Consider the following 20,989-nt stretch of genomic DNA (forward strand, 5'->3'; position numbering starts at 1 on the left):
ATAAAAAAACCCAGCACCAGGCTGGGTTTTTTTATGGGCGGCTGCTTTTAACCGTTGAACACGTCATCCACGCTTTTCAGCGGGTAGTTCTTCGGATACGGCAGGGTGGCCACGCCGGTCTCGATCGCAGCCTTGGCCACGGCGTCGGAGATCAGGGTGATCAGGCGCTTGTCCATTGGTTTCGGAATGATGTACTCACGGCCAAATTCCAGCGGAGCACCGCCGTAGGCATCGCACACGTCCTGTGGAACAGGCAGTTTGGCCAGTTCGCGCAGGGCGTTGGCGGCGGCGACTTTCATTTCTTCGTTGATGCGCTTGGCGCGAACGTCCAGGGCACCACGGAAGATGAACGGGAAGCCCAGCACGTTGTTGACCTGGTTCGGGTAGTCCGAACGGCCGGTAGCCATGATCACGTCGCTACGGGTGGCGTGCGCCAGTTCCGGGGAGATTTCCGGATCCGGGTTGGAGCAGGCGAAGACGATCGGGTTGGCCGCCATCGACAGCAGGCCTTCGGCGCTCAGCAGGTTCGGACCGGACAGACCGACGAATACGTCAGCGCCTGCCAGTGCGTCTGCCAGGGTGCGCTTCTCGGTAGCGTGGGCGAACACGGCTTTGTACTGGTTCAGGTCGTCACGGCCGGAGTGGATCACGCCGGTACGGTCAACCATGAAGATGTTTTCGATGCGAGCGCCCATGCTCACCAGCAGTTTCATGCAGGAGATGGCGGCAGCACCGGCACCGAGGCAGACAATCTTCGCTTCCGGCAGGGTTTTGCCCGCGATTTCCAGGGCGTTGATCATACCGGCAGCGGTCACGATCGCGGTGCCGTGCTGGTCATCGTGGAACACCGGAATATCGCACTGCTCGATCAGAGCGCGTTCGATCTCAAAGCACTCAGGCGCCTTGATGTCTTCCAGGTTGATGCCACCGAAGGTGATGGAGATGCGCTTGACGGTGTCGATGAAGGCCTGCGGGCTTTCGGAGTCGACTTCGATGTCGAATACGTCGATGCCGGCGAAACGCTTGAACAGTACGCCCTTGCCTTCCATTACAGGCTTGGAAGCCAGTGGGCCGAGGTTGCCCAGACCCAGGATCGCGGTGCCGTCGGAAATGACTGCCACCAGGTTGCCCTTGCCGGTGTATTTGTAGGCCAGTTCAGGATCGCGAGCGATCTCGCGCACTGGTTCAGCTACGCCGGGGCTGTAGGCCAGCGACAGGTCGCGGGCGGTAGCAGTGGCCTTGGTGAGCTCGACACTCAGCTTCCCCGGACGAGGATTGGCGTGGTATTCGAGAGCGGCAGTTTTCAGATCAGACATTTTGGCATTCCGCTTTTTTACTGTTGGACAGACTGGTCAGCGAGGATACGCGCCTCGCAAAGTCCCCACAAGACTGGGCAGTCACCGCTGTCAAGCGCCCTGCCCTACGACTTTGGGCCAAGAGCCACGGCGCACAAGGGCTGGACTGTTCACAATCAACCGTAAAAATGTCTACAATTTTTCTTCAGCGCGATACCTGCAGCATCGAAGGATCGGTCAACGGCAGCAACCAGCGCGCCTGACCTTTTTGCAGACCACCGCGCCGGGATCGGTCAACCACCCAGCCACGGGCCTCGATCTGCCTGCCTTTCAATGCTTGCAAGCCAGCACTGTCAAATTGTCCGAGCAGATTGGGTGCAACCCGCAATACAAGCGTGTCCTGCAACTCGATCCAGATTCCGCCGCGATTGCGCTGCACCTTGCTCACCCGACCGCTGACTACGGCGAAGCCCGAACGCTGGATCTGCTGCGCTTTCTGCACCGGCGATTGCCGCCAGAGACCAAGCCCGGCTCGTCGCGCGCTGCGTTCGGCGGCCTGTTGGCAGGCGACCAGATCGACGTTCGGCGCCACCGCAACCTGAAAACCCAGGCCAGCGGCAAGCATCTGCGCTTCGAGATTGGCACCGCTGACACTGTAAACATGCGCCAGCGTACGGCCGTAATGGTCTTTCGCCTGCTTGCCGGGTCGCAGACCGACCCGGCCGCCGCTGTCATCGACCAGCGCTTGCAGGCGTTTGCGCGCTGCCACGGCGAAGGGTTCGTCGCTGCGGCCCTGCTTGCCCAGCTCCGGCGTATTGAGGCCGATCATGCGCACGCTGCGGCCGTCGCTCAGGCGCAGGGTGTCGCCATCGACCACCCGCTGCACGGAAACGCTGGTCAGCCCTGCGGGTGTCGGGCAGAACGCCTGGGCGGCGGACAGCCAAATCGCAGACACAAAAAAGGCGCCCGCGAGGGACGCCTTTTTCATCAGTCTGGAGAAGTCGAAACGACCTTCCAAAATGATCAGCCTCAGGCTTTTTTGCCGACGCCGAAAGTAGCGAAACGGTCTGCGAACTTCTGCACACGGCCGCCGGTGTCCAGAGTCTTCTGCTTACCGGTGTAGAACGGGTGGCATTCGTTGCAAACGTCGATCGCCAGGGCTTTGCCGTAGGTCGAACGAGTTTCGAACTTGTTACCGCAGCTGCAGGTAACAGCGATTTCCGGGTAGTTCGGATGGATTTCGGCTTTCATGGTGTCTTCCTCAGGCTAGCGTGCCGCCACCCAACACTATTGTTGAATACCGCACGTAATTAGGCCGCGGATTCTACCAGACCTTTTCAATCGCGCAAGCTGTCACCGAGACCGACCGTCTGCTAGGCTCCCGGCCTTGAACGCATTCCCCTGTGGGAGCGAGCTTGCTCGCGAATGCGTTGTGTCAGTCAATGTCCAAGCGTCTGATACACCGCCTTCGCGAGCGAGCTCGCTCCCACAATTGATCTGCGTTCAACCCTTCTTTCGCGTTTATAGAGATCCCCCCGCGTGCCCGACGCCATTCTGCGCCTTGCCCTGCCTTCGCCTCTGCGCCGCCTGTTCGATTACCGGGCGCCGGCCGGGGTGCGGCGCGAGCAATTGCAGCCGGGCATGCGCCTGCGGGTGCCGTTCGGCCGGCGCGAGATGATCGGGATTCTGGTCGAGGTCACCGACACCAGCGAGGTGCCGGCAGAAAAACTCAAACCGGCACTGGCCCTCCTCGACTCGACTTCACCGCTGCCGCCGGCGCTGTTCAAGCTGTGCCTGTGGACGGCGCAGTATTATCAGCACAGCCTCGGCGACACCTTGAACTGGGCCTTGCCGGTGCTGCTGCGTCAGGGCGAGCTGGCCGAGGCCCGGCAGGAACGCTTCTGGTCGATTGCCCCCGGCGCCAGCGTTGACGACCCGCGAGTCGCCCGTGCGCCACGCCAGCGCGAGGCGCTGACCACGCTGGCCCAGCATCCTCACGGCGTCGCCCATCAGTTGTTGAGCAAACTGATGCTGAGCAAGGACAGCCTCGATCTGCTGCTGGCCAAGGGACTGGTGCAGGTCGAAATCCGCCGCCACGCCCCCGGCGTTCGCCATGAACATTGGCTGGCGCAACCGGAGCTGCCGCTCAACAGCGAACAGCGCGCGGCGTATGAAGCGATTCGCGCCGGCTTCGACAGTTACCACGCTTTTCTCCTGGCCGGCGTCACCGGCAGCGGCAAGACCGAAGTCTATCTGCAGCTGATACGCGAGACCCTCGAAGCCGGCAAACAGGCACTGGTGCTGATCCCGGAAATCAACCTCGGCCCGCAGACCCTGGCGCGTTTCGAACAGCGCTTCAATGCGCGCATCGCCCTGCTGCACTCGGCGGTAAATGATCGCGAACGCCTGGAAGCCTGGCTCGCCGCCCGTGATGGCGAGGCCGACATTATTATCGGCACCCGTTCGGCGCTGTTCACGCCGATGAAAAATCCCGGGCTGATCATCATCGATGAAGAACACGACGGCTCCTATAAACAGCAGGAAGGCCTGCGCTACCACGCTCGCGATCTGGCGCTGGTACGCGCGCGGCAGGAAAACATCCCGATCGTGCTCGGCTCCGCCACGCCGTCGCTGGAGAGCCTGCACAACGCTTACACGGGGCGCTACGGCCTGTTACGCCTGAACGAACGCGCTGGCGGCGCCAAGCAACCGCGCTTCCTGCGTCTGGACGTGAAAAGCCGTCCGCTCGACAGCGGTATTTCCGGACCGATGCAGCAAGCCATCGGCCAGACCCTCGCCAACGGCCAGCAGGTGCTGGTGTTCCTCAACCGGCGCGGCTTTGCCCCGACCCTGCTCTGCCACGATTGCGGCTGGATGTCCGAGTGCTCGCGCTGCGATGCGCGCATGACCGTGCACCAGCGTTACGGCGAGTTGCGCTGTCACCACTGCGGCAACGTTGAGCGCACACCGCGCCAATGCCCGAAATGCAGCAAGGTCGATCTGCGCCCGGTCGGTGCCGGCACCGAACGCGCCGAAGAACGCTTGGCGATTCTGTTTCCGGATTACCCGGTACTGCGCGTCGATCGCGACAGTACATCGCGCAAGGACGCGATGAATCAGCTGTTTGCGACGATTCAAAAGGGTCAGCCGTGCATTCTGGTCGGCACGCAGATGTTGGCCAAAGGGCACCACTTCCCACGGGTGACGCTGGTGTCGATTCTGGATGCCGACGGCGGCCTGTTCTCCGGCGACTTCCGCGCCAGCGAGCGCATGGCGCAGTTGATCGTCCAGGTCGCCGGGCGCGCCGGCCGGGCGGAGGAGCCGGGCAAGGTGATCATCCAGACGCATTTGGCCGACCACCCTTTATTGGTGCAACTGACCGAGCAGGGTTATTTCGCCTTCGCCGAACAAGCCCTGAGCGAACGCCGCGCCGCCGGATTGCCGCCGTTCGCCCATCTGGCACTGTTGCGTGCCGAAGCGCACAAGCCAGGGCAGGCGGAAGGCTTTCTCGATGAAGCGTGCAGCGAGGCCGAACGCCTGCTGGCCGAATTGAATCTGAGCGGCATCGAGCTGCTCGGGCCGGTGCCGGCACCGATGGAGCGCCGTGCCGGGCGTTATCGCGCGCAACTGTTGTTGCAGGCGACCGCGCGGGCGCCGTTGCACCGCTTGCTGGCCAGCTGGATGCTGATGCTGGAGCAGATGCCGAGTGGGCGGGCAGTGCGCTGGTCGCTGGATGTTGATCCGGTGGATCTGTATTGAGCTGAAGATCGCTTTCGCGAGCAGGCTCGCTCCCACAGTGGATCAGCGCCGTACATACCTTGTGGGTCCTGCGCAAAACCTTGTGGGAGCGAGCCTGCTCGCGAAAGCGGACTTTTTGTCACCACATATCCACATCCTGCCTGCTAAGGTTGGCAAGCCCGTCTTCGCAACGGATAATGCCCAGTTTTTCCACCCGCGCATCGATGCGCCCGCCGCGCTTGCGGTCGAAAGAGAAGACCATGAAAGACACCATTCGCCAGCTGATCCAGCAAGCCCTCACCCAACTCGTCAACGAAGGTGTGTTGCCTGAAGGCCTGACGCCGGCGATCCAGGTGGAGAACGCCCGCGACAAGACCCACGGCGACTTCGCCAGCAACATCGCCATGATGCTGGCCAAGCCTGCCGGCATGAAGCCGCGCGATCTGGCGGAGAAAATCATCGCCGCCCTGCCCGCTGACGAGAACGTCACCAAGGCCGAAATCGCCGGCCCGGGCTTCATCAATTTCTTCCAGAACACCCAGGCCCTGGCCTCGCGCCTCGACGCCGCGCTGGCCGACGCCCGTGTCGGCGTGCGCAAGGCCGGCCCGGCGCAGCGCACCGTGGTCGATCTGTCGGCGCCGAACCTGGCCAAAGAGATGCACGTCGGCCACTTGCGCTCGACCATCATCGGCGACGGCGTGGCCCGGGTGCTTGAGTTCCTCGGCGACGAGGTGATCCGCCAGAATCACGTCGGCGACTGGGGCACTCAGTTCGGCATGCTGATGGCTTATCTGCAGGAAAACCCGATCACCAGCGACGAGCTGTCCGACCTGGAAAACTTCTACCGTGCGGCCAAGCAGCGTTTCGACGAGTCCGAAGAATTCGCCGACCGCGCCCGTGGCCTGGTGGTCAAGTTGCAGGCTGGCGATGCCGAATGCCTGGCGCTGTGGACCAAGTTCAAGGACATCTCGCTGTCGCACTGCCAGAAGATCTACGAACTGCTCAACGTCAAACTGACCATGGCCGACGTCATGGGCGAAAGTGCCTATAACGATGACCTGATCAATGTGGTCAACGACCTCAAGGCTGCCGGCATGCTGGTCGAGAGCAACGGCGCCCAGTGCGTGTTCCTCGACGAGTTCAAGAACGCCGATGGCGATCCGCTGCCGGTGATCATCGTCAAGGCCGATGGCGGTTACCTGTACGCCACCACTGACCTGGCGGCCGTGCGCTACCGCAGCGGCAAGCTTAAGGCTGATCGCGCGTTGTATTTCGTCGACCAGCGCCAGGCCCTGCACTTCCAGCAGGTCTTCGCGGTGGCGCGCAAGGCCGGTTTCGTCACCCATCCGATGGAAATGGAACACATGGGTTTCGGTACCATGAACGGCGCCGATGGCCGTCCGTTCAAGACCCGTGATGGCGGCACCGTGAAGCTGATCGACCTGCTGACCGAAGCCCAGGAACGTGCCTACAACCTGGTGAAAGAGAAGAACCCGACTCTGGCCGAAGACGAGTTGCGCAACATCGCCAAGGTCGTCGGCATCGGCGCGGTGAAATACGCCGACCTGTCCAAGCATCGCACCAGCGACTACAGCTTCAACTTCGACCTGATGCTCAACTTCGAGGGCAACACCGCGCCATACCTGCTTTACGCCTACACCCGCGTGGCCGGTGTGTTCCGCAAACTGGGCAAGGACTTCAGCGAAGTCGACGGCCAGATCGTCCTCGAAGCGGCGCACGAGCAGGAGCTGGCGGCGAAGCTGGCGCAGTTCGGCGAAGTGTTGAACAACGTCGCTGAAAAAGGCACGCCGCACATTCTCTGCACCTACCTGTACGACGTCGCCGGCCTGTTCTCCAGCTTCTACGAGAACTGCCCGATCCTCGCCGCCGACACCCCGGCGCAGATGCAGAGCCGTCTGCGTCTGGCCGCACTGACCGGTCGCACCCTCAAGCAAGGCCTGGAGCTGTTGGGTCTGGAAACTCTGGAGCGTATGTAAGTTGGCTGCCAAGAAAAAACCTGCACCCAAACGCGGCGCCAGCCGCTATCAGGCCCCGGCGAAACAACCGATTCCGGGCTGGCTGTGGATGGCCATCGGCCTGACCGTCGGCGCGTTCATCGTGTTTCTGATGAAACTGGAACCGGGCAAGGGCAGCGACACGGTCAAGCGCGAGAAAGTCGAACAGCAGCAAAAAGCGTCGAAGATCGCCGAGGCCAACAAGACCCCGCCGAGCCCGACGCAACCGGTGAAGCCGAAGTACGACTTCTACACCTTGCTGCCGGAATCGGAAGTGATCGTGCCGCCGGACGCGGTACCGGAGAAGACCCTGCCGACGCCGCAAGTGCCGGCCATCCCGACCACGCCGGTAACCCCGGCCGAAGCGGCGAAGATCGACACCGCACGGGCTCAAGCGGCTCTTGCCGGGATCACGCCGCCGCCAGCGCCACCCGTGAGCAAGGCCGCGCCAGTGACCAAGTTCTTCCTCCAGGCCGGTTCGTTCCGCAAGGAAACCGATGCTGACAAGGTGCGTGCGCAGATCATTCTGCTCGGCCAAGCCGTCGCGGTGGAGTCCGGCACGGTCAAGGATGAAACCTGGTACCGCGTCTTGGTCGGCCCGTTCAGCAACCGTGAACAACTGACCACGGCGCAGAAACAACTGGCTGGTGCGGGCTTCAGCAACCTGTTGTTACAACAACGCCAGAGCCGCTAAGGCTCTCAGAGGTCAGCTGCAACTTGCAGGTGACCTTCAAACTTTGTGGCGAGGGGATTTATCCCCGTTTGGCTGCGGAGCAGCCCTGAAACCAGCCATTGCGGTGCCGCAGGCATACCGCAAATGATGGTTTCGCGACTGCTTCGCAGCCGAACGGGGATAAATCCCCTCGCCACAGTCATCACACACACCATTCGTCTCCCATCGCCCCTACCGGTTGAAATCCCCTCCAGCACCCCCATATGAATGGGCATAAGGCATTTTCGCCCCGCTGCGTGGAGACTCTTCCCTTGACCACCATCGTTTCAGTCCGCCGCCACGGCAAAGTCGTCATGGGCGGCGACGGCCAGGTTTCTCTCGGCAACACCGTGATGAAAGGCAACGCCAAAAAGGTCCGTCGCCTGTACCACGGCCAGGTCATCGCCGGTTTCGCCGGTGCCACCGCCGACGCCTTCACCCTGTTCGAACGTTTCGAAGGCCAGCTCGAAAAACATCAGGGTCACCTGATCCGCGCCGCCGTCGAACTCGCCAAGGAATGGCGCACCGACCGCTCCCTGAGCCGCCTCGAAGCGATGCTCGCGGTTGCCAACAAAGATGCCTCGCTGATCATCACCGGCAACGGTGACGTGGTCGAACCCGAAGATGGCCTGATCGCCATGGGTTCCGGCGGCGCCTACGCGCAAGCCGCCGCCAGCGCCCTGCTGAAAAAGACCGACCTGTCGGCGCGCGAGATCGTCGAAACCGCTCTCGGCATCGCTGGCGACATCTGCGTATTCACCAACCACACCCAGACCATTGAGGAGCAGGATCTCGCTGAATAAGCCTGTTGCGGCCCATGTGCCACGGCTTGTTTCTGCTTGAGGACCGTCAATTACTATGTCCATGACTCCCCGCGAAATCGTCCACGAACTCAACCGCCACATCATCGGCCAGGACGATGCCAAGCGCGCCGTCGCGATTGCCCTGCGCAACCGCTGGCGCCGCATGCAGCTGCCTGAAGAGCTGCGCGTTGAGGTGACCCCGAAGAACATCCTGATGATCGGCCCGACCGGTGTCGGTAAAACCGAGATCGCCCGTCGCCTGGCGAAACTGGCCAATGCGCCGTTCATCAAGGTCGAAGCAACCAAATTCACCGAAGTCGGTTATGTCGGCCGTGACGTCGAGTCGATCATCCGTGATCTGGCCGATGCCGCGATCAAGATGCTCCGCGAGCAGGAAATGACCCGCGTACGCCACCGCGCCGAAGACGCCGCCGAGGATCGCATCCTCGACGCGTTGCTGCCGCCGGCACGCATGGGCTTCAGCAACGAAGAAGCGCCGAGCTCCGATTCCAACACCCGTCAGCTGTTCCGCAAGCGCCTGCGCGAAGGCCAGCTGGACGACAAGGAAATCGAGATCGAAGTCGCCGAAGTCTCCGGCATCGAAATCGCCACGCCGCCGGGCATGGAAGAGATGACCAACCAGCTGCAATCGCTGTTTGCCAACATGGGCAAGGGCAAGAAGAAGTCGCGCAAGCTCAAGGTCAAGGAAGCGCTGAAACTGGTGCGCGATGAAGAAGCCGGGCGTCTGGTCAACGAAGAAGAGCTGAAGGCCAAGGCGCTGGAAGCGGTCGAACAGCACGGTATCGTCTTCATCGACGAGATCGACAAGGTCGCCAAGCGCGGCAATGTCGGCGGCGCCGATGTTTCCCGCGAAGGCGTACAGCGCGACCTGCTGCCGCTGATCGAGGGCTGCACCGTCAACACCAAGCTGGGCATGGTCAAGACTGACCACATCCTGTTCATCGCTTCCGGTGCGTTCCACCTGAGCAAGCCAAGCGATCTGGTGCCGGAGCTGCAAGGCCGTCTGCCGATCCGCGTCGAGCTCAAGGCGCTGAGCCCGGAAGACTTCGAACGCATCCTCAGCGAACCGCACGCCTCGCTCACCGAGCAATACTGCGCGCTGCTGAAGACCGAAGGCCTGAACATCCAGTTCCAGCCCGAGGGCATCAAGCGTCTGGCGGAGATCGCCTGGCAGGTCAACGAGAAGACCGAGAACATCGGTGCCCGTCGCCTGCACACCCTGCTTGAGCGTCTGCTCGAAGAGGTGTCGTTCAGCGCCGGCGACCTGGCCAGCGCTCACGATGACAAGGCGATTCTGATCGACGCCGACTACGTCAACAGCCACCTCGGCGAATTGGCGCAGAACGAAGATCTGTCCCGCTACATTCTGTAGAGCGGCAAGCTACAAGCTACAAGCGGTAAGCTGAGTTAAGCTTGCAACTTGTAGCTTGCAGCTAAAGGCTGTTTTTCATGATTCCCACCGACATCAAACTGCACAAAGCCTCGAAAACCCTGACGCTCACTTACGCGTCCGGCGAGGAATACACTCTGCCCGCCGAGTTTCTGCGCGTGCACTCTCCCTCCGCCGAGGTCCAGGGCCACGGCAAACCGATCCTGCAATTCGGCAAGCTCAACGTGGGTCTGAGCAAGCTGGAACCGGCTGGCAACTATGCACTGAAACTGACCTTCGACGACGGTCACGACAGCGGCCTGTTCACTTGGGAATACCTCTACGAACTCGGCAAGCGCCAGAACGAACTCTGGGACGATTATCTTGCCGAGCTGCGCGCTGCCGGAAAATCCCGCGATCCGAACGAGTCGTTCGTCAAGCTGATGCTCTAGGCCGTGGCTCTTGCTCTTTAGAGGGCATTTTCTAACTTCATCTGTTTGAATGCTCCGCGCATACGGCCCCGGATCGGCCGCTTGCGAAAAAAATTAAACTCGGGTAACCAATGGAGCTGGCAAGTTCCCTGCAGTGCTCTACGACTGTAAAGCAGCTATGCAGAATCAACGGTCACCCGAGCAGTAGTACCCGGCATTGGCTGTGGAAGCGACAGCGTGAAACCGGGTACTCGTCTCAGGACAATGGAGCGTCGTAGATGAGTGACAAGAATAACGATGACCTGAAGTACCAAGCCTCGGAAAACACTCTGGGGCTTAACCCCGTCGTCGGGCTGCGCGGAAAGGATCTGCTGGCCTCTGCTCGAATGGTGCTGAAACAGGCCATCAGACAACCGATTCACAGCGTCAGGCACGTGACCCATTTCGGCCTCGAGCTGAAGAACGTGCTGCTGGGTAAATCCGCGCTGCAACCGGCCGGTGACGACCGCCGTTTTGCCGACCCGGCGTGGAGCCAGAACCCGCTGTACAAACGTTATCTGCAAACCTACCTGGCCTGGCGCAAGGAACTGCATGCCTGGATCGATGACAGCAGCCTGTCCCCCAAGGACATCGCTCGCGGGCATTTCGTCATCAACCTGATGACCGAAGCCATGGCGCCGACCAACACGGCGGCCAACCCGGCGGCGGTCAAACGCTTTTTCGAAACCGGCGGCAAAAGCCTGCTCGATGGCCTCTCGCATCTGGCCAAGGATCTGGTGCACAACGGCGGCATGCCGAGCCAGGTCAACATGGGCGCGTTCGAGGTCGGCAAGAGCCTCGGCGTCACCGAAGGCGCGGTGGTGTTCCGCAATGATGTGCTGGAGCTGATCCAGTACCGGCCGATCACCGAGCAGGTCCACGAGCGCCCGCTGCTGGTAGTGCCGCCGCAGATCAACAAGTTCTACGTTTTCGACTTGAGCCCGGACAAGAGCCTGGCGCGCTTCTGCCTGCGCAACAATGTGCCGACCTTCATCATCAGCTGGCGCAACCCGACCAAAGCCCAGCGCGAGTGGGGCCTGTCGACCTACATCGAAGCGCTGAAAGAAGCCGTCGACGTAGTCACGGCGATCACCGGCAGCAAAGACGTCAACATGCTCGGCGCCTGCTCCGGCGGCATCACCTGCACCGCCCTGCTCGGCCACTACGCCGCGCTCGGCCAGAACAAGGTCAACGCCCTCACCCTGCTGGTCAGCGTGCTCGACACCACTCTGGACAGCGATGTCGCCCTGTTCGTCGATGAGCAGACCCTGGAGACCGCCAAGCGCCACTCCTACCAGGCCGGCGTGCTCGAAGGCAAAGACATGGCCAAGGTCTTCGCCTGGATGCGCCCCAACGATCTGATCTGGAACTACTGGGTCAACAACTACCTGCTCGGCAACGAGCCGCCGGTGTTCGACATCCTGTTCTGGAACAACGACACCACCCGCCTGCCCGCTGCGTTCCACGGCGACCTGATCGAGATGTTCAAAAACAATCCACTGATCCGCGCCAATGCACTGGAAGTGTGCGGCACGCCGATCGACCTCAAGCAGGTCACCGCCGACATCTTCTCGCTGGCCGGCACCAACGATCACATCACGCCGTGGAAGTCCTGCTACAAGTCGGCGCAGCTGTTCGGCGGCAAAGTCGAATTCGTGCTGTCGAGCAGCGGCCATATTCAGAGCATCCTCAACCCGCCGGGCAATCCGAAATCGCGCTACATGACCAGCGAAGAGATGGCGGCGACTGCCGATGACTGGCAGGAAAACTCGACCAAGCACACCGATTCCTGGTGGCTGTACTGGCAGGCATGGCTGGCCGAACGCTCGGGCAACCTGAAAAAGGCCCCGGCGAAACTGGGCAACAAAGCCTACCCGGCAGGCGAGGCTTCGCCAGGCACTTACGTACATGAGAGATAGCGGCAAGTTTCAAGCTGCGAGCGACAAGCTGAGCGGGTTCTGCTTGAAGCTTGCGGCTTGCAGCTGCTCCCAACTGACCCGAAGGGTTTGACCCATGCCGCAACCGTTCATATTCCGCACCGTCGATCTGGATGGCCAGACCCTCCGCACGGCGGTGCGTCCCGGCAAGCCTCATTTGACGCCTCTGCTGATCTTCAACGGCATCGGTGCCAACCTGGAGCTGGTGTTTCCGTTTGTCGCAGCGCTCGACCCGGATCTGGAAGTGATCGCCTTCGACGTGCCCGGGGTCGGTGGCTCGTCGACGCCGAACCGACCGTATCGCTTCCCCGGCCTGGCCAAACTGACGGCGCGGATGCTCGACTATCTCGACTACGGTCAGGTCAATGTGATCGGCGTGTCGTGGGGCGGCGCCCTGGCGCAGCAGTTTGCCTACGACTACCCCGAGCGCTGCAAGAAACTGGTACTGGCGGCGACCGCGGCCGGTGCGGTGATGGTCCCGGGCAAGCCGAAAGTGCTGTGGATGATGGCGAGCCCGCGCCGCTACATTCAGCCATCCCATGTGATTCGCATCGCGCCGATGATCTACGGCGGCTCGTTCCGTCGCGACCCGACGCTGGCTGCCAGCCATGCGGCAAAAGTGCGCTCGGCGGGCAAGCTCGGTTACTACTGGCAGCTGTTCGCCGGCCTCGGCTGGACCAGCATCCACTGGCTGCACAAGATCCATCAGCCGACGCTGGTGCTGGCCGGCGATGACGATCCGCTGATTCCGCTGATCAACATGCGCATGCTCGCCTGGCGCATTCCCAACGCGCAGTTGCACATCATCGATGACGGCCATCTGTTCCTGATTACCCGCGCCGAAGCGGTGGCGCCGATCATCATGAAGTTTCTCGAAGAGGAGCGTCTGCGCGCAGTCATGCACCCGCATCCGACCCCGCTGGGCGGCTGATCGCGGCGGCCTGCTTTATGCAGCACTTTTCAAATCAAGCGCGCGGCAGGACGCCGCGCAGGCAGCAACCGGTAACAGCGTCTATGGTGTTCTGGTTCGGTGAGTGTGTTTTTGCCCTGAAGACGAAGGAGTGTTGAGTCATGCGCGAAAAACCAGCGACGGGCGTGGTGCCCAGCCCCGCCGTGTTTATCAACGCCCAGAGTGCGATCGCCGGTCTGCGCGGCAGGGATCTGCTGTCGACCCTGCGCAGCGTCGCCGCCCACGGCTTGCGCAATCCGTTGCACAGCGCAAAGCATGCGCTGAAGCTTGGCGGACAGTTGGGCCGCGTGCTGCTCGGCGAAACCCTGCACCCGACCAATCCGCAAGACAGCCGCTTCGCCGATCCGGCGTGGAGCCTCAACCCGTTCTACCGGCGCAGCCTGCAGGCGTATCTGGCCTGGCAGAAACAGGTCAAGAGCTGGATCGATGAAGGCGACATGAGCCCTGAAGATCGTGCCCGTGCGCACTTCGCTTTCACCCTGCTCAATGACGCCGTAGCGCCCTCCAACACCCTGCTCAATCCGCTGGCGGTCAAGGAGCTGTTCAATTCCGGCGGGCAGAGTCTGGTGCGTGGCCTGAGCCATTTGTTTGATGATCTGCTGCACAACGACGGCCTGCCCCGGCAAGTGACCAGGCAGGCGTTCGAGGTCGGCAAAACCGTGGCGACCACCAGCGGATCGGTGGTCTTTCGCAATGAAATGTTCGAGCTGATCCAGTACAAATCGATGAGCGAAAAGCAGTACGCCAAGCCGCTGCTGGTGGTGCCGCCGCAAATCAACAAGTACTACATCTTCGACCTAAGCCCGCAGAACAGCTTCGTCCAGTACGCCCTGAAAAACAGCCTGCAGACCTTCATGATCAGTTGGCGCAATCCTGATGTGCGCCATCGCGAGTGGGGCCTGTCGAGTTACGTCGAAGCGGTCGAAGAAGCGATGAACATCTGCCGGGCGATTACCGGCGCCCGCGAAGTCAACCTGATGGGCGCCTGCGCCGGCGGCCTGACCATCGCCGCCCTGCAAGGGCACTTGCAGGCCAAACGGCAACTGCGCCGGGTCGCCAGCGCGACGTACCTGGTCAGTTTGCTCGACAGCCAGATCGAAACCCCGGCCACGCTGTTCGCCGATGAGCAAACACTGGAAGCGGCCAAGCGTCGCTCGTACCAGCGAGGCGTGCTCGACGGTCGCGACATCGCCAAGGTCTTCGCCTGGATGCGCCCCAACGATTTGATCTGGAGCTACTTCGTCAACAACTACCTGCTGGGCAAGGAGCCGCCAGCCTTCGACATCCTCTACTGGAACAATGACAACACCCGCCTGCCGGCGGCGCTGCACGGCGATCTGCTGGACTTCTTCAAGCACAACCCGCTGATCCACGCGGGCGGTCTCGAGGTGTGCGGTACGCCGATCGATCTGCAGAAGGTCAATGTCGACAGCTTCAGCGTCGCCGGCATGAACGACCACATCACGCCGTGGGACGCGGTGTATCGCTCGACCCTGCTGCTCGGTGGCGAGCGACGTTTCGTGCTGTCCAACAGCGGTCACGTGCAGAGCATCCTCAACCCGCCGAGCAACCCGAAAGCTGCCTACGTCGAGAACGCCAAACTGAGCAGCGACCCGCGTGCCTGGTACTACGATGCCAAACACGTCGACGGCAGCTGGTGGCCGCAGTGGCTGGAATGGGTCGCGCAGCGCTCCGGCGCCCTGAATGAGACTCGCACCACCCTCGGCAATCCGAACTATCCACCGATGGAAGCGGCACCCGGCACCTATGTGCATGTGCGCTGACGCTCAACCGAAATTTTCTAAGAAGACTGGATGAAAACCCGCGACCGGATCCTCGAATGTGCACTGCAACTGTTCAACGAAAAGGGTGAGCCGAACGTTTCCACCATGGAGGTGGCCAACGAAATGGGGATCAGCCCGGGCAATCTCTACTACCACTTCCACGGTAAGGAACCGCTGATTCTCGGTCTGTTCGAACGCTTCCAGCACGAGCTCGCGCCCCTGCTCGACCCGCCGCCGGACGTTGAACTGGCGCCGGAGGATTACTGGCTGTTTCTGCATTTGATCGTCGAGCGCCTGGCGCAATACCGGTTCCTGTTCCAGGACCTGTCGAACCTCGCCGGCCGCTTGCCGAAACTGGCCAAGGGAATTCGCAATCTGCTCAATGCGCTGAAGCGGACGCTAGCGTCGTTGTTAGCGCGCTTGAAGGCTTCGGGGCAACTGGTCAGCGATACCCAGGCGCTGGGGCAACTGGTCGAGCAGGTGACCATGACGCTGCTGTTCTCGCTGGATTACCAGCGGATTATTGATCGTGAGGGAGAGGTCAGGTTGGTGGTTTATCAGATCATGATGCTGGTGGCGCCGCATTTGCTGCCGCCAGTGAAGGTGGCTACAGAGCGGATGGCGCTGCAATACCTCGAGGATCACGACTGACCCGAACGCTGCGCCTACTCACAATCCAATGTGGGAGCGAGCCTGCTCGCGAATGCAAACTTTCAGCTGATGCCTGTGTAACTGATCCACCGCTTTCGCGAGCAGGCTCGCTCCCACAGGGACTTGCAGTGATCGAGATAATCTCCACAAACAAAAACGCCCGACCTTCACAGGCCGGGCGTTTTTGATTTGCCCTGAAATCAGGACTGACTGGATGGCGTCGACGGTGTCGATGCTGCAGTCGGAGTAGCGGCTGCCGTAGGCGCCGCAGCGGAGTTTGCCGCGTTGGCCGGCGCTGTTGGAGCAGTCGATGGTGCGGCGGCCGGTTTCGGCGCAGCGGCTTTCGGCGCAGCCGGTTTTTTCACTGCAGGCTTTTTCGCCGCAGCCGGTTTGGCCGCAGGCTTCGCAGCGGGTTTGGCGGCAGCAGTTTTCGCTGCTGGCTTGGCCGCTGGTTTCGCTGCAGCTTTAGCCGCAGGTTTTGCTGCTGCTTTGGTTGCCGGTTTCGCAGCGGCTTTGGCGGCAACCGGTTTGGGTGCCGCTTTGGCCGCAGGCTTGGCGGCTGCAGTTTTGGCCGCAGCTTTTGCAGCAGGTTTCGCCGCTGCTTTGGTCAGTGGCTTGGCTGCGGTTTTCGCCGCAGGTTTGGCTGCTGCAGTTTTAGTGGCAGGTTTCGCCGCAGCGGTTTTCGCCGCCACAGGCTGAGCTTTCAGACCGGTGAGTTTTTCGATCTGTTTGGTCAGCGTGTCGACCTTGGCGTTGAGCGCCTTCACCTCATTGCGGCTCGGCACACCCAGGCGCGAAATCGCACTGTTCAGGCGCTTGTCGAAAGCGCCTTCCAGCTCGTCCCACTTGCCCATGGCGCGGTCTTTCACGCCGCTGATGCGCGACTTGGCCGAAGAGGTCGAGTCCTCGACTTTCTTGCCGACGGCAGTCTTGGTGAGCTTCTCGGCTTTCTCGCCGTCTTTGACCAATGCATCGAAGAGTTTGCTGCCGTCAGTGTCGATCTTCGAGTACACGCCTAAACCAGCCAGCCAGATTTTGCGGGAGTAGGACTCGACCTTCCCGACCCACGAGCTGCTTTCTTTATCGGTGTTCTTTTTGCCAGCCATCCCGTTCTCCTTAAGATTTTCGCGCGACGCGTTCGAGCAATGCCGTCAGCTCATCGAGCTTAGCAGAGAGTGCCTCAACGTCATGTTTAGACGGAATGCCGATCCGATTCAAGGCGCTGGCCACACGGTTGTCGAAGGCCTTCTCAACCTTGTCGAGCTGAACTTCAACGCGACCCTTGAACGAGCTGACCTGCGTGGCCGCGTCATCGATCTCGGCGTTGGCCGCGAGGAGTTTTTCGCTAACGGCTTTTTTGCCTTTCTTTTCAACGGTTTGACCGGCGGCCACGAGTTCTTGAAAGTACTCGCTGCCCTCCTGGCCGACCTTGGTGTAGGCGCCCAGGCCTGCCAGCCAGATCTTGCGGGCATAGGATTTGACGTCGCTCAGAGTGGAAGTCGAAGCGTCGATTTTTTTCTTCAAAATGACTTTGGCCATGGTGCACCTCACGCGCAGAAGGTTTGAGGAACTGCCGGACGAGTGTCGGGCTCAGGCACAAAGTAGGGAGAAAAATTAGAAAGGGCACCCTAACCAGCTGGAGCAACTCTAAACAAATGTGGGAGCGAGCCTGCTCGCGAAAGCAGTTTGTCAGTCACGGATAATCTGACTGAAAGACCGCTTTCGCGAGCAGGCTCGCTCCCACAGGGGACTGGATTTCAATCTGGGAATCAGGCCAGGGCTTTATCCAACGCCTTCTCGATCTCGCCTTTGATCATGCCGCTCATGGCCGACATCATCAGGCCCAGCTCGACGTCGACCCTGATCGAATCGTCCGCCACATGCACTTCACCTTTCACGCCGGAGCGCTTGAGGTTCAGGGTGTCGCCCGACCATTGCGGCTCAAGGCCGTATTGTTCGTTGAGCTTTTTGGCCAGTTTGTCGGCCTTTTCGCGGGCGGCGTCCTTGCCCAGGGTGTGGGCGCGCTCAACACTGATTTTGGCCATGGAATGACTCCTGATGATTGAATGGCTGACGTTGAATCTTGACCGCATCTGCGGCAAATCGTCCCGAAGGCTGCCCATCTTACCTTTAGCCATTCCAAGACAAAGCATGGCTTGGGGATTAGAATGTCGCGCATTCTCTTTTGGTGACAGCGATATGACTGATCAGCGCAAAGGCAGCGATGCCGAACCCACCACTCACTTCGGCTTCAAAAACGTTCCGGAAAGCCAGAAAGCGGAAAAAGTCGCTGAGGTTTTCCATTCCGTAGCCGCTAAATACGACCTGATGAACGACCTTCTGTCGGGCGGCATGCACCGTCTGTGGAAGCGTTTCGCGATCGAGCTTTCCGGCGTGCGCAGCGGCAACCGCGTGCTCGACATCGCCGGTGGCACCGGCGACCTGACCCGCAAGTTCTCGAACCTCGTCGGCCCGACCGGCCAGGTCGTGCTGGCCGACATCAACGAGTCGATGCTCAAGGTCGGCCGTGATCGTCTGCTCGATCTGGGCGTTGCCGGCAACGTCGAATTCGTCCAGGCCGACGCGGAAAAACTGCCGTTCCCGGACAACCATTTCGACTGCGTGACCATCGCCTTCGGTCTGCGCAACGTGACGCACAAAGAGGACGCGCTGCGTTCGATGCTGCGCGTGCTCAAGCCCGGCGGACGCCTGCTGGTGCTGGAATTCTCCAAGCCGACCAACGCGCTGATGTCGAAAGCCTACGACGCCTACTCGTTCGCCTTCATGCCGCTGATGGGCAAGCTGATCACCAACGATTCGGAAAGCTATCGCTACCTGGCCGAATCGATCCGCATGCACCCGAATCAGGAAACCCTGAAGTCGATGATGGTCGAGGCCGGTTTCGACCGCGTGACCTATCACAACATGACCGCAGGCATCGTCGCCCTGCACCGCGGCATCAAACCCTGATGGTGCTCACCGGGCTGCTCGCCAGCGTCGAACTCGGCCTCAACCGGGTGCTGCGTCTCGACAGCACGGCGCTGCCGCGTCTGGCGCATTTGGCCGGCAAGGTGATTGCCGTCGACTGCCGCAGCCCGGCGCTGCAACTGTTCATCCTGCCCAGCGACGAAGGCTTGATGCTCGCCTCGCAGTGGGCAGCGGATGTAGATTGCACGTTGCGTGCACCGGCCTCAAGCCTGGTGAAACTGGCCCTGAGCAAAGACAAGACCGCGGTGCTGCACGCACCGGAAGTCGAGCTCGATGGCGACAGCGGTGTGTTGCTGGAGCTGGCCGGCGTGCTTCAGGATCTTGAGCTGGACTGGGAGTACGAACTCTCGCGCTGGCTCGGCCCGGTCGCCACGCAATTGCTCGGTGGCCATCTGCGCAGCCGCGCACGCTGGTATCAACAAGGATTTGCCAGCCTCAACCAGAATCTTGCCGAATACCTCGCCGAAGAATCGCGCACCCTCGTCGGGCAGCGCGAAGCCGAAGCGCGGTTCAGCGAACTGGACCGGATCAAACTTGATCTGGAACGACTCGAGGCGCGTTTCGAGCGCCTTTCCCGATCCCTCGACCCAAGCGATAACGCATGAAGCTGCTTGCCGTCCGCCGTCTGTTGCGCATCCAGCGCGTCGTGATCCGCTACCGCCTCGATGACCTGCTGTTCGATCTGCCACTGCCCTGGTTCCTTCTGGCCGTGCGCTTTTTGCTGCCGTGGCGCTGGCTGCCGCGCAAACCGCTGGAACTCAACCGTGGTGCGCGCTTGCGTCTGGCGTTGCAGGATCTGGGGCCGATCTTCATCAAGTTCGGGCAGATTCTTTCGACTCGCCGCGACCTGTTGCCGGAAGACATCGCCGATGAGCTGATGCTGCTGCAGGACCGCGTGCCGCCGTTCGATTCGCAAGTGTCGATCAAGCTGATCGAAGAACAGCTGGGCAAGAAAATCAGCGAAGTGTTCAGCCGTTTCGACGTCGCCCCTCTGGCCTCGGCCTCGGTGGCGCAGGTGCATGCGGCGCAGCTGAAAAGTGGCGAAGAAGTCGTGGTCAAGGTTATTCGCCCAGGCCTGAAACCGATCATCGCGCAGGATCTGGCATGGCTGTTCATCCTCGCCCGCGCGGCGGAAAAATTCTCCGCTGACGCGCGCCTGCTGCACCCGGTCGACGTGGTGCAGGATTACGAAAAGACCATTTACGACGAACTCGATCTGTTGCGCGAGGCGGCCAACGCCAGCCAGTTGCGCCGCAACTTCGAAGGCTCGCAGCTGCTTTATGTACCGCAAGTCTATTGGGACTGGTGCCGGCCGAAAGTGCTGGTCATGGAGCGCATCTACGGCATTCAGGTCACCGATCTGGCGACACTCGCCGACCAGCGCACCGACATGAAAATGCTCGCCGAGCGCGGCGTGGAGATTTTCTTCACGCAGGTATTCCGCGACAGCTTCTTCCACGCCGACATGCACCCAGGCAACATTTTCGTCAGCACGGTCAATCCGTGGAGCCCGCAATACATCGCGATTGACTGCGGCATCGTCGGCAGCCTGACCCCGGAAGACCAGGATTATCTGGCGCGCAACCTGTTCGCCTTCTTCAAGCGTGACTACCGCCGTGTGGCGCAGTTGCACATCGATTCGGGCTGGGTGCCGGCGGAAACCAAACTCAACGAATTCGAAGCGGCGATCCGTACGGTGTGCGAGCCGATCTTCGAAAAACCGTTAAAAGATATTTCATTTGGCCAGGTGCTGATGCGCCTGTTCCAGACCGCTCGCCGTTTCAACATGGAAGTGCAGCCGCAACTGGTGCTGTTGCAGAAGACCTTGCTGAACATCGAAGGCCTCGGGCGTCAGCTGTACCCGGATCTGGATCTGTGGAACACCGCGCAGCCGTTTCTCGAGCGCTGGATGCGCGAACGCGTCAGCCCGAAAGCCTTGCTGGGCAACGTGCAGAGCCAGCTGGAGCAGATTCCGCACCTGTCGAACATGGCCCGCGATCTGCTCGAACGCATGTCGCAACCCCACGCCAAAGACCCACCGCCGCCGTGGCGCAAACGCAAGGACGACTGGTTCCTGCGCCTGCTCGGCTGCGCGCATCTGGCCGGCGGCGCGATCCTCGCAGCGGGTGGTCCGTTGACCGATTGGTCGCACTGGCCCGCCGGAATCATGATCGCGGTCGGTTTGTATCTGGTCGTTCGCCGATAGCACGAATCAGCTGCAAGTTATAAGCTGCCA

The 20,989-nt window shown here is 61.2% G+C and carries 20 protein-coding genes; 13 read left to right on the forward strand and 7 right to left on the reverse strand.

Going from position 1 to position 20,989, the window contains the following annotated elements; translation table 11 throughout:
* Window positions 1-47: 47 nt before the first annotated feature.
* The 3 genes from J5M66_RS08005 to rpmE all read right to left on the reverse strand — a co-directional run bounded on the left by J5M66_RS08005 (window position 48) and on the right by rpmE (window position 2,546).
* A complete protein-coding gene (locus J5M66_RS08005; RefSeq protein ID WP_016772053.1) occupies window positions 48-1,316 on the reverse strand; it encodes a malic enzyme-like NAD(P)-binding protein in 1,269 nt (422 codons plus the stop codon).
* Between the two features lie 184 nt (window positions 1,317-1,500).
* Window positions 1,501-2,283, reverse strand: coding sequence for a thermonuclease family protein (locus J5M66_RS08010; RefSeq protein WP_186567557.1), 783 nt, complete (start codon window positions 2,281-2,283; stop codon window positions 1,501-1,503).
* 41 nt (window positions 2,284-2,324) lie between these two features.
* The gene (rpmE, locus tag J5M66_RS08015; RefSeq protein ID WP_016772055.1) at window positions 2,325-2,546 is read right to left on the reverse strand and encodes a 50S ribosomal protein L31; all 222 of its coding nucleotides are present in this window, start codon (window positions 2,544-2,546) and stop codon (window positions 2,325-2,327) included.
* Between the two features lie 288 nt (window positions 2,547-2,834).
* Between rpmE and J5M66_RS08020 the strand changes: the two genes are divergently transcribed.
* Window positions 2,835-5,054, forward strand: coding sequence for a primosomal protein N' (locus tag J5M66_RS08020; RefSeq protein WP_123444018.1), 2,220 nt, complete (start codon window positions 2,835-2,837; stop codon window positions 5,052-5,054).
* A gap of 118 nt (window positions 5,055-5,172) precedes the next feature.
* Here the strand turns inward: J5M66_RS08020 and J5M66_RS27160 are convergent, their stop codons facing one another.
* Complete coding sequence (locus J5M66_RS27160; RefSeq protein WP_016772057.1) at window positions 5,173-5,295, reverse strand: hypothetical protein; 123 nt, start codon at window positions 5,293-5,295, stop codon at window positions 5,173-5,175.
* On the opposite strand from J5M66_RS27160, the gene argS reads away from it, so the two are divergent.
* The 9 genes from argS (at window position 5,294) to J5M66_RS08065 (ending at window position 15,765) form a co-directional block, all read left to right on the forward strand.
* Complete coding sequence (argS, locus tag J5M66_RS08025; RefSeq protein WP_024011262.1) at window positions 5,294-7,030, forward strand: arginine--tRNA ligase; 1,737 nt, start codon at window positions 5,294-5,296, stop codon at window positions 7,028-7,030. The genes J5M66_RS27160 and argS overlap by 2 nt on opposite strands.
* 1 nt (window position 7,031) lies before the next feature.
* Complete coding sequence (locus J5M66_RS08030) at window positions 7,032-7,742, forward strand: SPOR domain-containing protein (RefSeq protein ID WP_016772059.1); 711 nt, start codon at window positions 7,032-7,034, stop codon at window positions 7,740-7,742.
* A 290-nt stretch (window positions 7,743-8,032) separates the two neighbouring features.
* Complete coding sequence (hslV, locus tag J5M66_RS08035; protein ID WP_007968352.1) at window positions 8,033-8,563, forward strand: ATP-dependent protease subunit HslV; 531 nt, start codon at window positions 8,033-8,035, stop codon at window positions 8,561-8,563.
* Window positions 8,564-8,618: 55 nt separating this feature from the next.
* Window positions 8,619-9,956 carry an ATP-dependent protease ATPase subunit HslU gene (gene hslU, locus J5M66_RS08040; protein WP_016772060.1) on the forward strand — a complete coding sequence of 446 codons (1,338 nt, stop codon included), beginning with the start codon at window positions 8,619-8,621 and terminating at the stop codon, window positions 9,954-9,956.
* 77 nt (window positions 9,957-10,033) lie between these two features.
* The gene (locus J5M66_RS08045) at window positions 10,034-10,405 is read left to right on the forward strand and encodes a DUF971 domain-containing protein (protein WP_016772061.1); all 372 of its coding nucleotides are present in this window, start codon (window positions 10,034-10,036) and stop codon (window positions 10,403-10,405) included.
* 257 nt (window positions 10,406-10,662) lie between these two features.
* On the forward strand, window positions 10,663-12,342 hold the full coding sequence (gene phaC, locus J5M66_RS08050; protein ID WP_207807674.1) for a class II poly(R)-hydroxyalkanoic acid synthase: 1,680 nt from the start codon (window positions 10,663-10,665) through the stop codon (window positions 12,340-12,342).
* 94 nt (window positions 12,343-12,436) lie between these two features.
* Window positions 12,437-13,291 carry a poly(3-hydroxyalkanoate) depolymerase gene (phaZ, locus tag J5M66_RS08055; protein ID WP_016772063.1) on the forward strand — a complete coding sequence of 285 codons (855 nt, stop codon included), beginning with the start codon at window positions 12,437-12,439 and terminating at the stop codon, window positions 13,289-13,291.
* Window positions 13,292-13,431: 140 nt separating this feature from the next.
* Window positions 13,432-15,114 carry a class II poly(R)-hydroxyalkanoic acid synthase gene (gene phaC, locus J5M66_RS08060; protein ID WP_110602582.1) on the forward strand — a complete coding sequence of 561 codons (1,683 nt, stop codon included), beginning with the start codon at window positions 13,432-13,434 and terminating at the stop codon, window positions 15,112-15,114.
* A 30-nt stretch (window positions 15,115-15,144) separates the two neighbouring features.
* Window positions 15,145-15,765, forward strand: a complete 621-nt coding sequence (locus J5M66_RS08065) for a TetR/AcrR family transcriptional regulator (RefSeq protein WP_110602580.1) — start codon at window positions 15,145-15,147, stop codon at window positions 15,763-15,765.
* Window positions 15,766-15,965: 200 nt separating this feature from the next.
* Here the strand turns inward: J5M66_RS08065 and J5M66_RS08070 are convergent, their stop codons facing one another.
* From J5M66_RS08070 to J5M66_RS08080, 3 genes are all read right to left on the reverse strand, one after another.
* Window positions 15,966-16,871 carry a phasin family protein gene (locus tag J5M66_RS08070; RefSeq protein WP_110602578.1) on the reverse strand — a complete coding sequence of 302 codons (906 nt, stop codon included), beginning with the start codon at window positions 16,869-16,871 and terminating at the stop codon, window positions 15,966-15,968.
* 10 nt (window positions 16,872-16,881) lie between these two features.
* Window positions 16,882-17,304 (reverse strand): phasin family protein, encoded by a 423-nt coding sequence (locus J5M66_RS08075; RefSeq protein WP_110602576.1) that lies wholly within the window; start codon window positions 17,302-17,304, stop codon window positions 16,882-16,884.
* A gap of 230 nt (window positions 17,305-17,534) precedes the next feature.
* On the reverse strand, window positions 17,535-17,810 hold the full coding sequence (locus tag J5M66_RS08080) for a polyhydroxyalkanoic acid system family protein (protein ID WP_110602574.1): 276 nt from the start codon (window positions 17,808-17,810) through the stop codon (window positions 17,535-17,537).
* 154 nt (window positions 17,811-17,964) lie between these two features.
* On the opposite strand from J5M66_RS08080, the gene ubiE reads away from it, so the two are divergent.
* The 3 genes from ubiE to ubiB are packed head-to-tail and all read left to right on the forward strand — an operon-like array spanning window position 17,965 to window position 20,959.
* A complete protein-coding gene (gene ubiE / locus J5M66_RS08085) occupies window positions 17,965-18,735 on the forward strand; it encodes a bifunctional demethylmenaquinone methyltransferase/2-methoxy-6-polyprenyl-1,4-benzoquinol methylase UbiE (RefSeq protein WP_016772069.1) in 771 nt (256 codons plus the stop codon).
* Window positions 18,735-19,358: an SCP2 domain-containing protein gene (locus tag J5M66_RS08090; RefSeq protein ID WP_110602572.1), complete on the forward strand. Its 624-nt coding sequence runs from the start codon at window positions 18,735-18,737 to the stop codon at window positions 19,356-19,358. Before ubiE ends, J5M66_RS08090 begins: the two co-directional genes overlap by 1 nt.
* A complete protein-coding gene (ubiB, locus tag J5M66_RS08095; protein ID WP_110602570.1) occupies window positions 19,355-20,959 on the forward strand; it encodes a ubiquinone biosynthesis regulatory protein kinase UbiB in 1,605 nt (534 codons plus the stop codon). The genes J5M66_RS08090 and ubiB overlap by 4 nt, the downstream gene beginning before the upstream one ends.
* Window positions 20,960-20,989 lie beyond the last annotated feature (30 nt).

It is taken from the genome of Pseudomonas sp. 67(2021) (assembly GCF_017491835.1).
GTDB classification, from domain to species: domain Bacteria; phylum Pseudomonadota; class Gammaproteobacteria; order Pseudomonadales; family Pseudomonadaceae; genus Aquipseudomonas; species Aquipseudomonas atacamensis.

Excerpts from the sequence above, each read along its gene's own strand:
- J5M66_RS08005 (WP_016772053.1), bottom strand. The coding sequence starts at position 1,316 with ATGTCTGATCTGAAAACTGCCGCTCTCGAATACCACGCCAATCCTCGT.
- J5M66_RS08010 (WP_186567557.1), bottom strand. The coding sequence starts at position 2,283 with ATGAAAAAGGCGTCCCTCGCGGGCGCCTTTTTTGTGTCTGCGATTTGG.
- rpmE (WP_016772055.1), bottom strand. The coding sequence starts at position 2,546 with ATGAAAGCCGAAATCCATCCGAACTACCCGGAAATCGCTGTTACCTGC.
- argS (WP_024011262.1), top strand. The coding sequence starts at position 5,294 with ATGAAAGACACCATTCGCCAGCTGATCCAGCAAGCCCTCACCCAACTC.
- J5M66_RS27160 (WP_016772057.1), bottom strand. The coding sequence starts at position 5,295 with ATGGTCTTCTCTTTCGACCGCAAGCGCGGCGGGCGCATCGATGCGCGG.
- hslU (WP_016772060.1), top strand. The coding sequence starts at position 8,619 with ATGTCCATGACTCCCCGCGAAATCGTCCACGAACTCAACCGCCACATC.
- J5M66_RS08045 (WP_016772061.1), top strand. The coding sequence starts at position 10,034 with ATGATTCCCACCGACATCAAACTGCACAAAGCCTCGAAAACCCTGACG.
- phaC (WP_207807674.1), top strand. The coding sequence starts at position 10,663 with ATGAGTGACAAGAATAACGATGACCTGAAGTACCAAGCCTCGGAAAAC.
- phaZ (WP_016772063.1), top strand. The coding sequence starts at position 12,437 with ATGCCGCAACCGTTCATATTCCGCACCGTCGATCTGGATGGCCAGACC.
- phaC (WP_110602582.1), top strand. The coding sequence starts at position 13,432 with ATGCGCGAAAAACCAGCGACGGGCGTGGTGCCCAGCCCCGCCGTGTTT.
- J5M66_RS08065 (WP_110602580.1), top strand. The coding sequence starts at position 15,145 with ATGAAAACCCGCGACCGGATCCTCGAATGTGCACTGCAACTGTTCAAC.
- J5M66_RS08070 (WP_110602578.1), bottom strand. The coding sequence starts at position 16,871 with ATGGCTGGCAAAAAGAACACCGATAAAGAAAGCAGCTCGTGGGTCGGG.
- J5M66_RS08075 (WP_110602576.1), bottom strand. The coding sequence starts at position 17,304 with ATGGCCAAAGTCATTTTGAAGAAAAAAATCGACGCTTCGACTTCCACT.
- J5M66_RS08080 (WP_110602574.1), bottom strand. The coding sequence starts at position 17,810 with ATGGCCAAAATCAGTGTTGAGCGCGCCCACACCCTGGGCAAGGACGCC.
- ubiE (WP_016772069.1), top strand. The coding sequence starts at position 17,965 with ATGACTGATCAGCGCAAAGGCAGCGATGCCGAACCCACCACTCACTTC.
- J5M66_RS08090 (WP_110602572.1), top strand. The coding sequence starts at position 18,735 with ATGGTGCTCACCGGGCTGCTCGCCAGCGTCGAACTCGGCCTCAACCGG.
- ubiB (WP_110602570.1), top strand. The coding sequence starts at position 19,355 with ATGAAGCTGCTTGCCGTCCGCCGTCTGTTGCGCATCCAGCGCGTCGTG.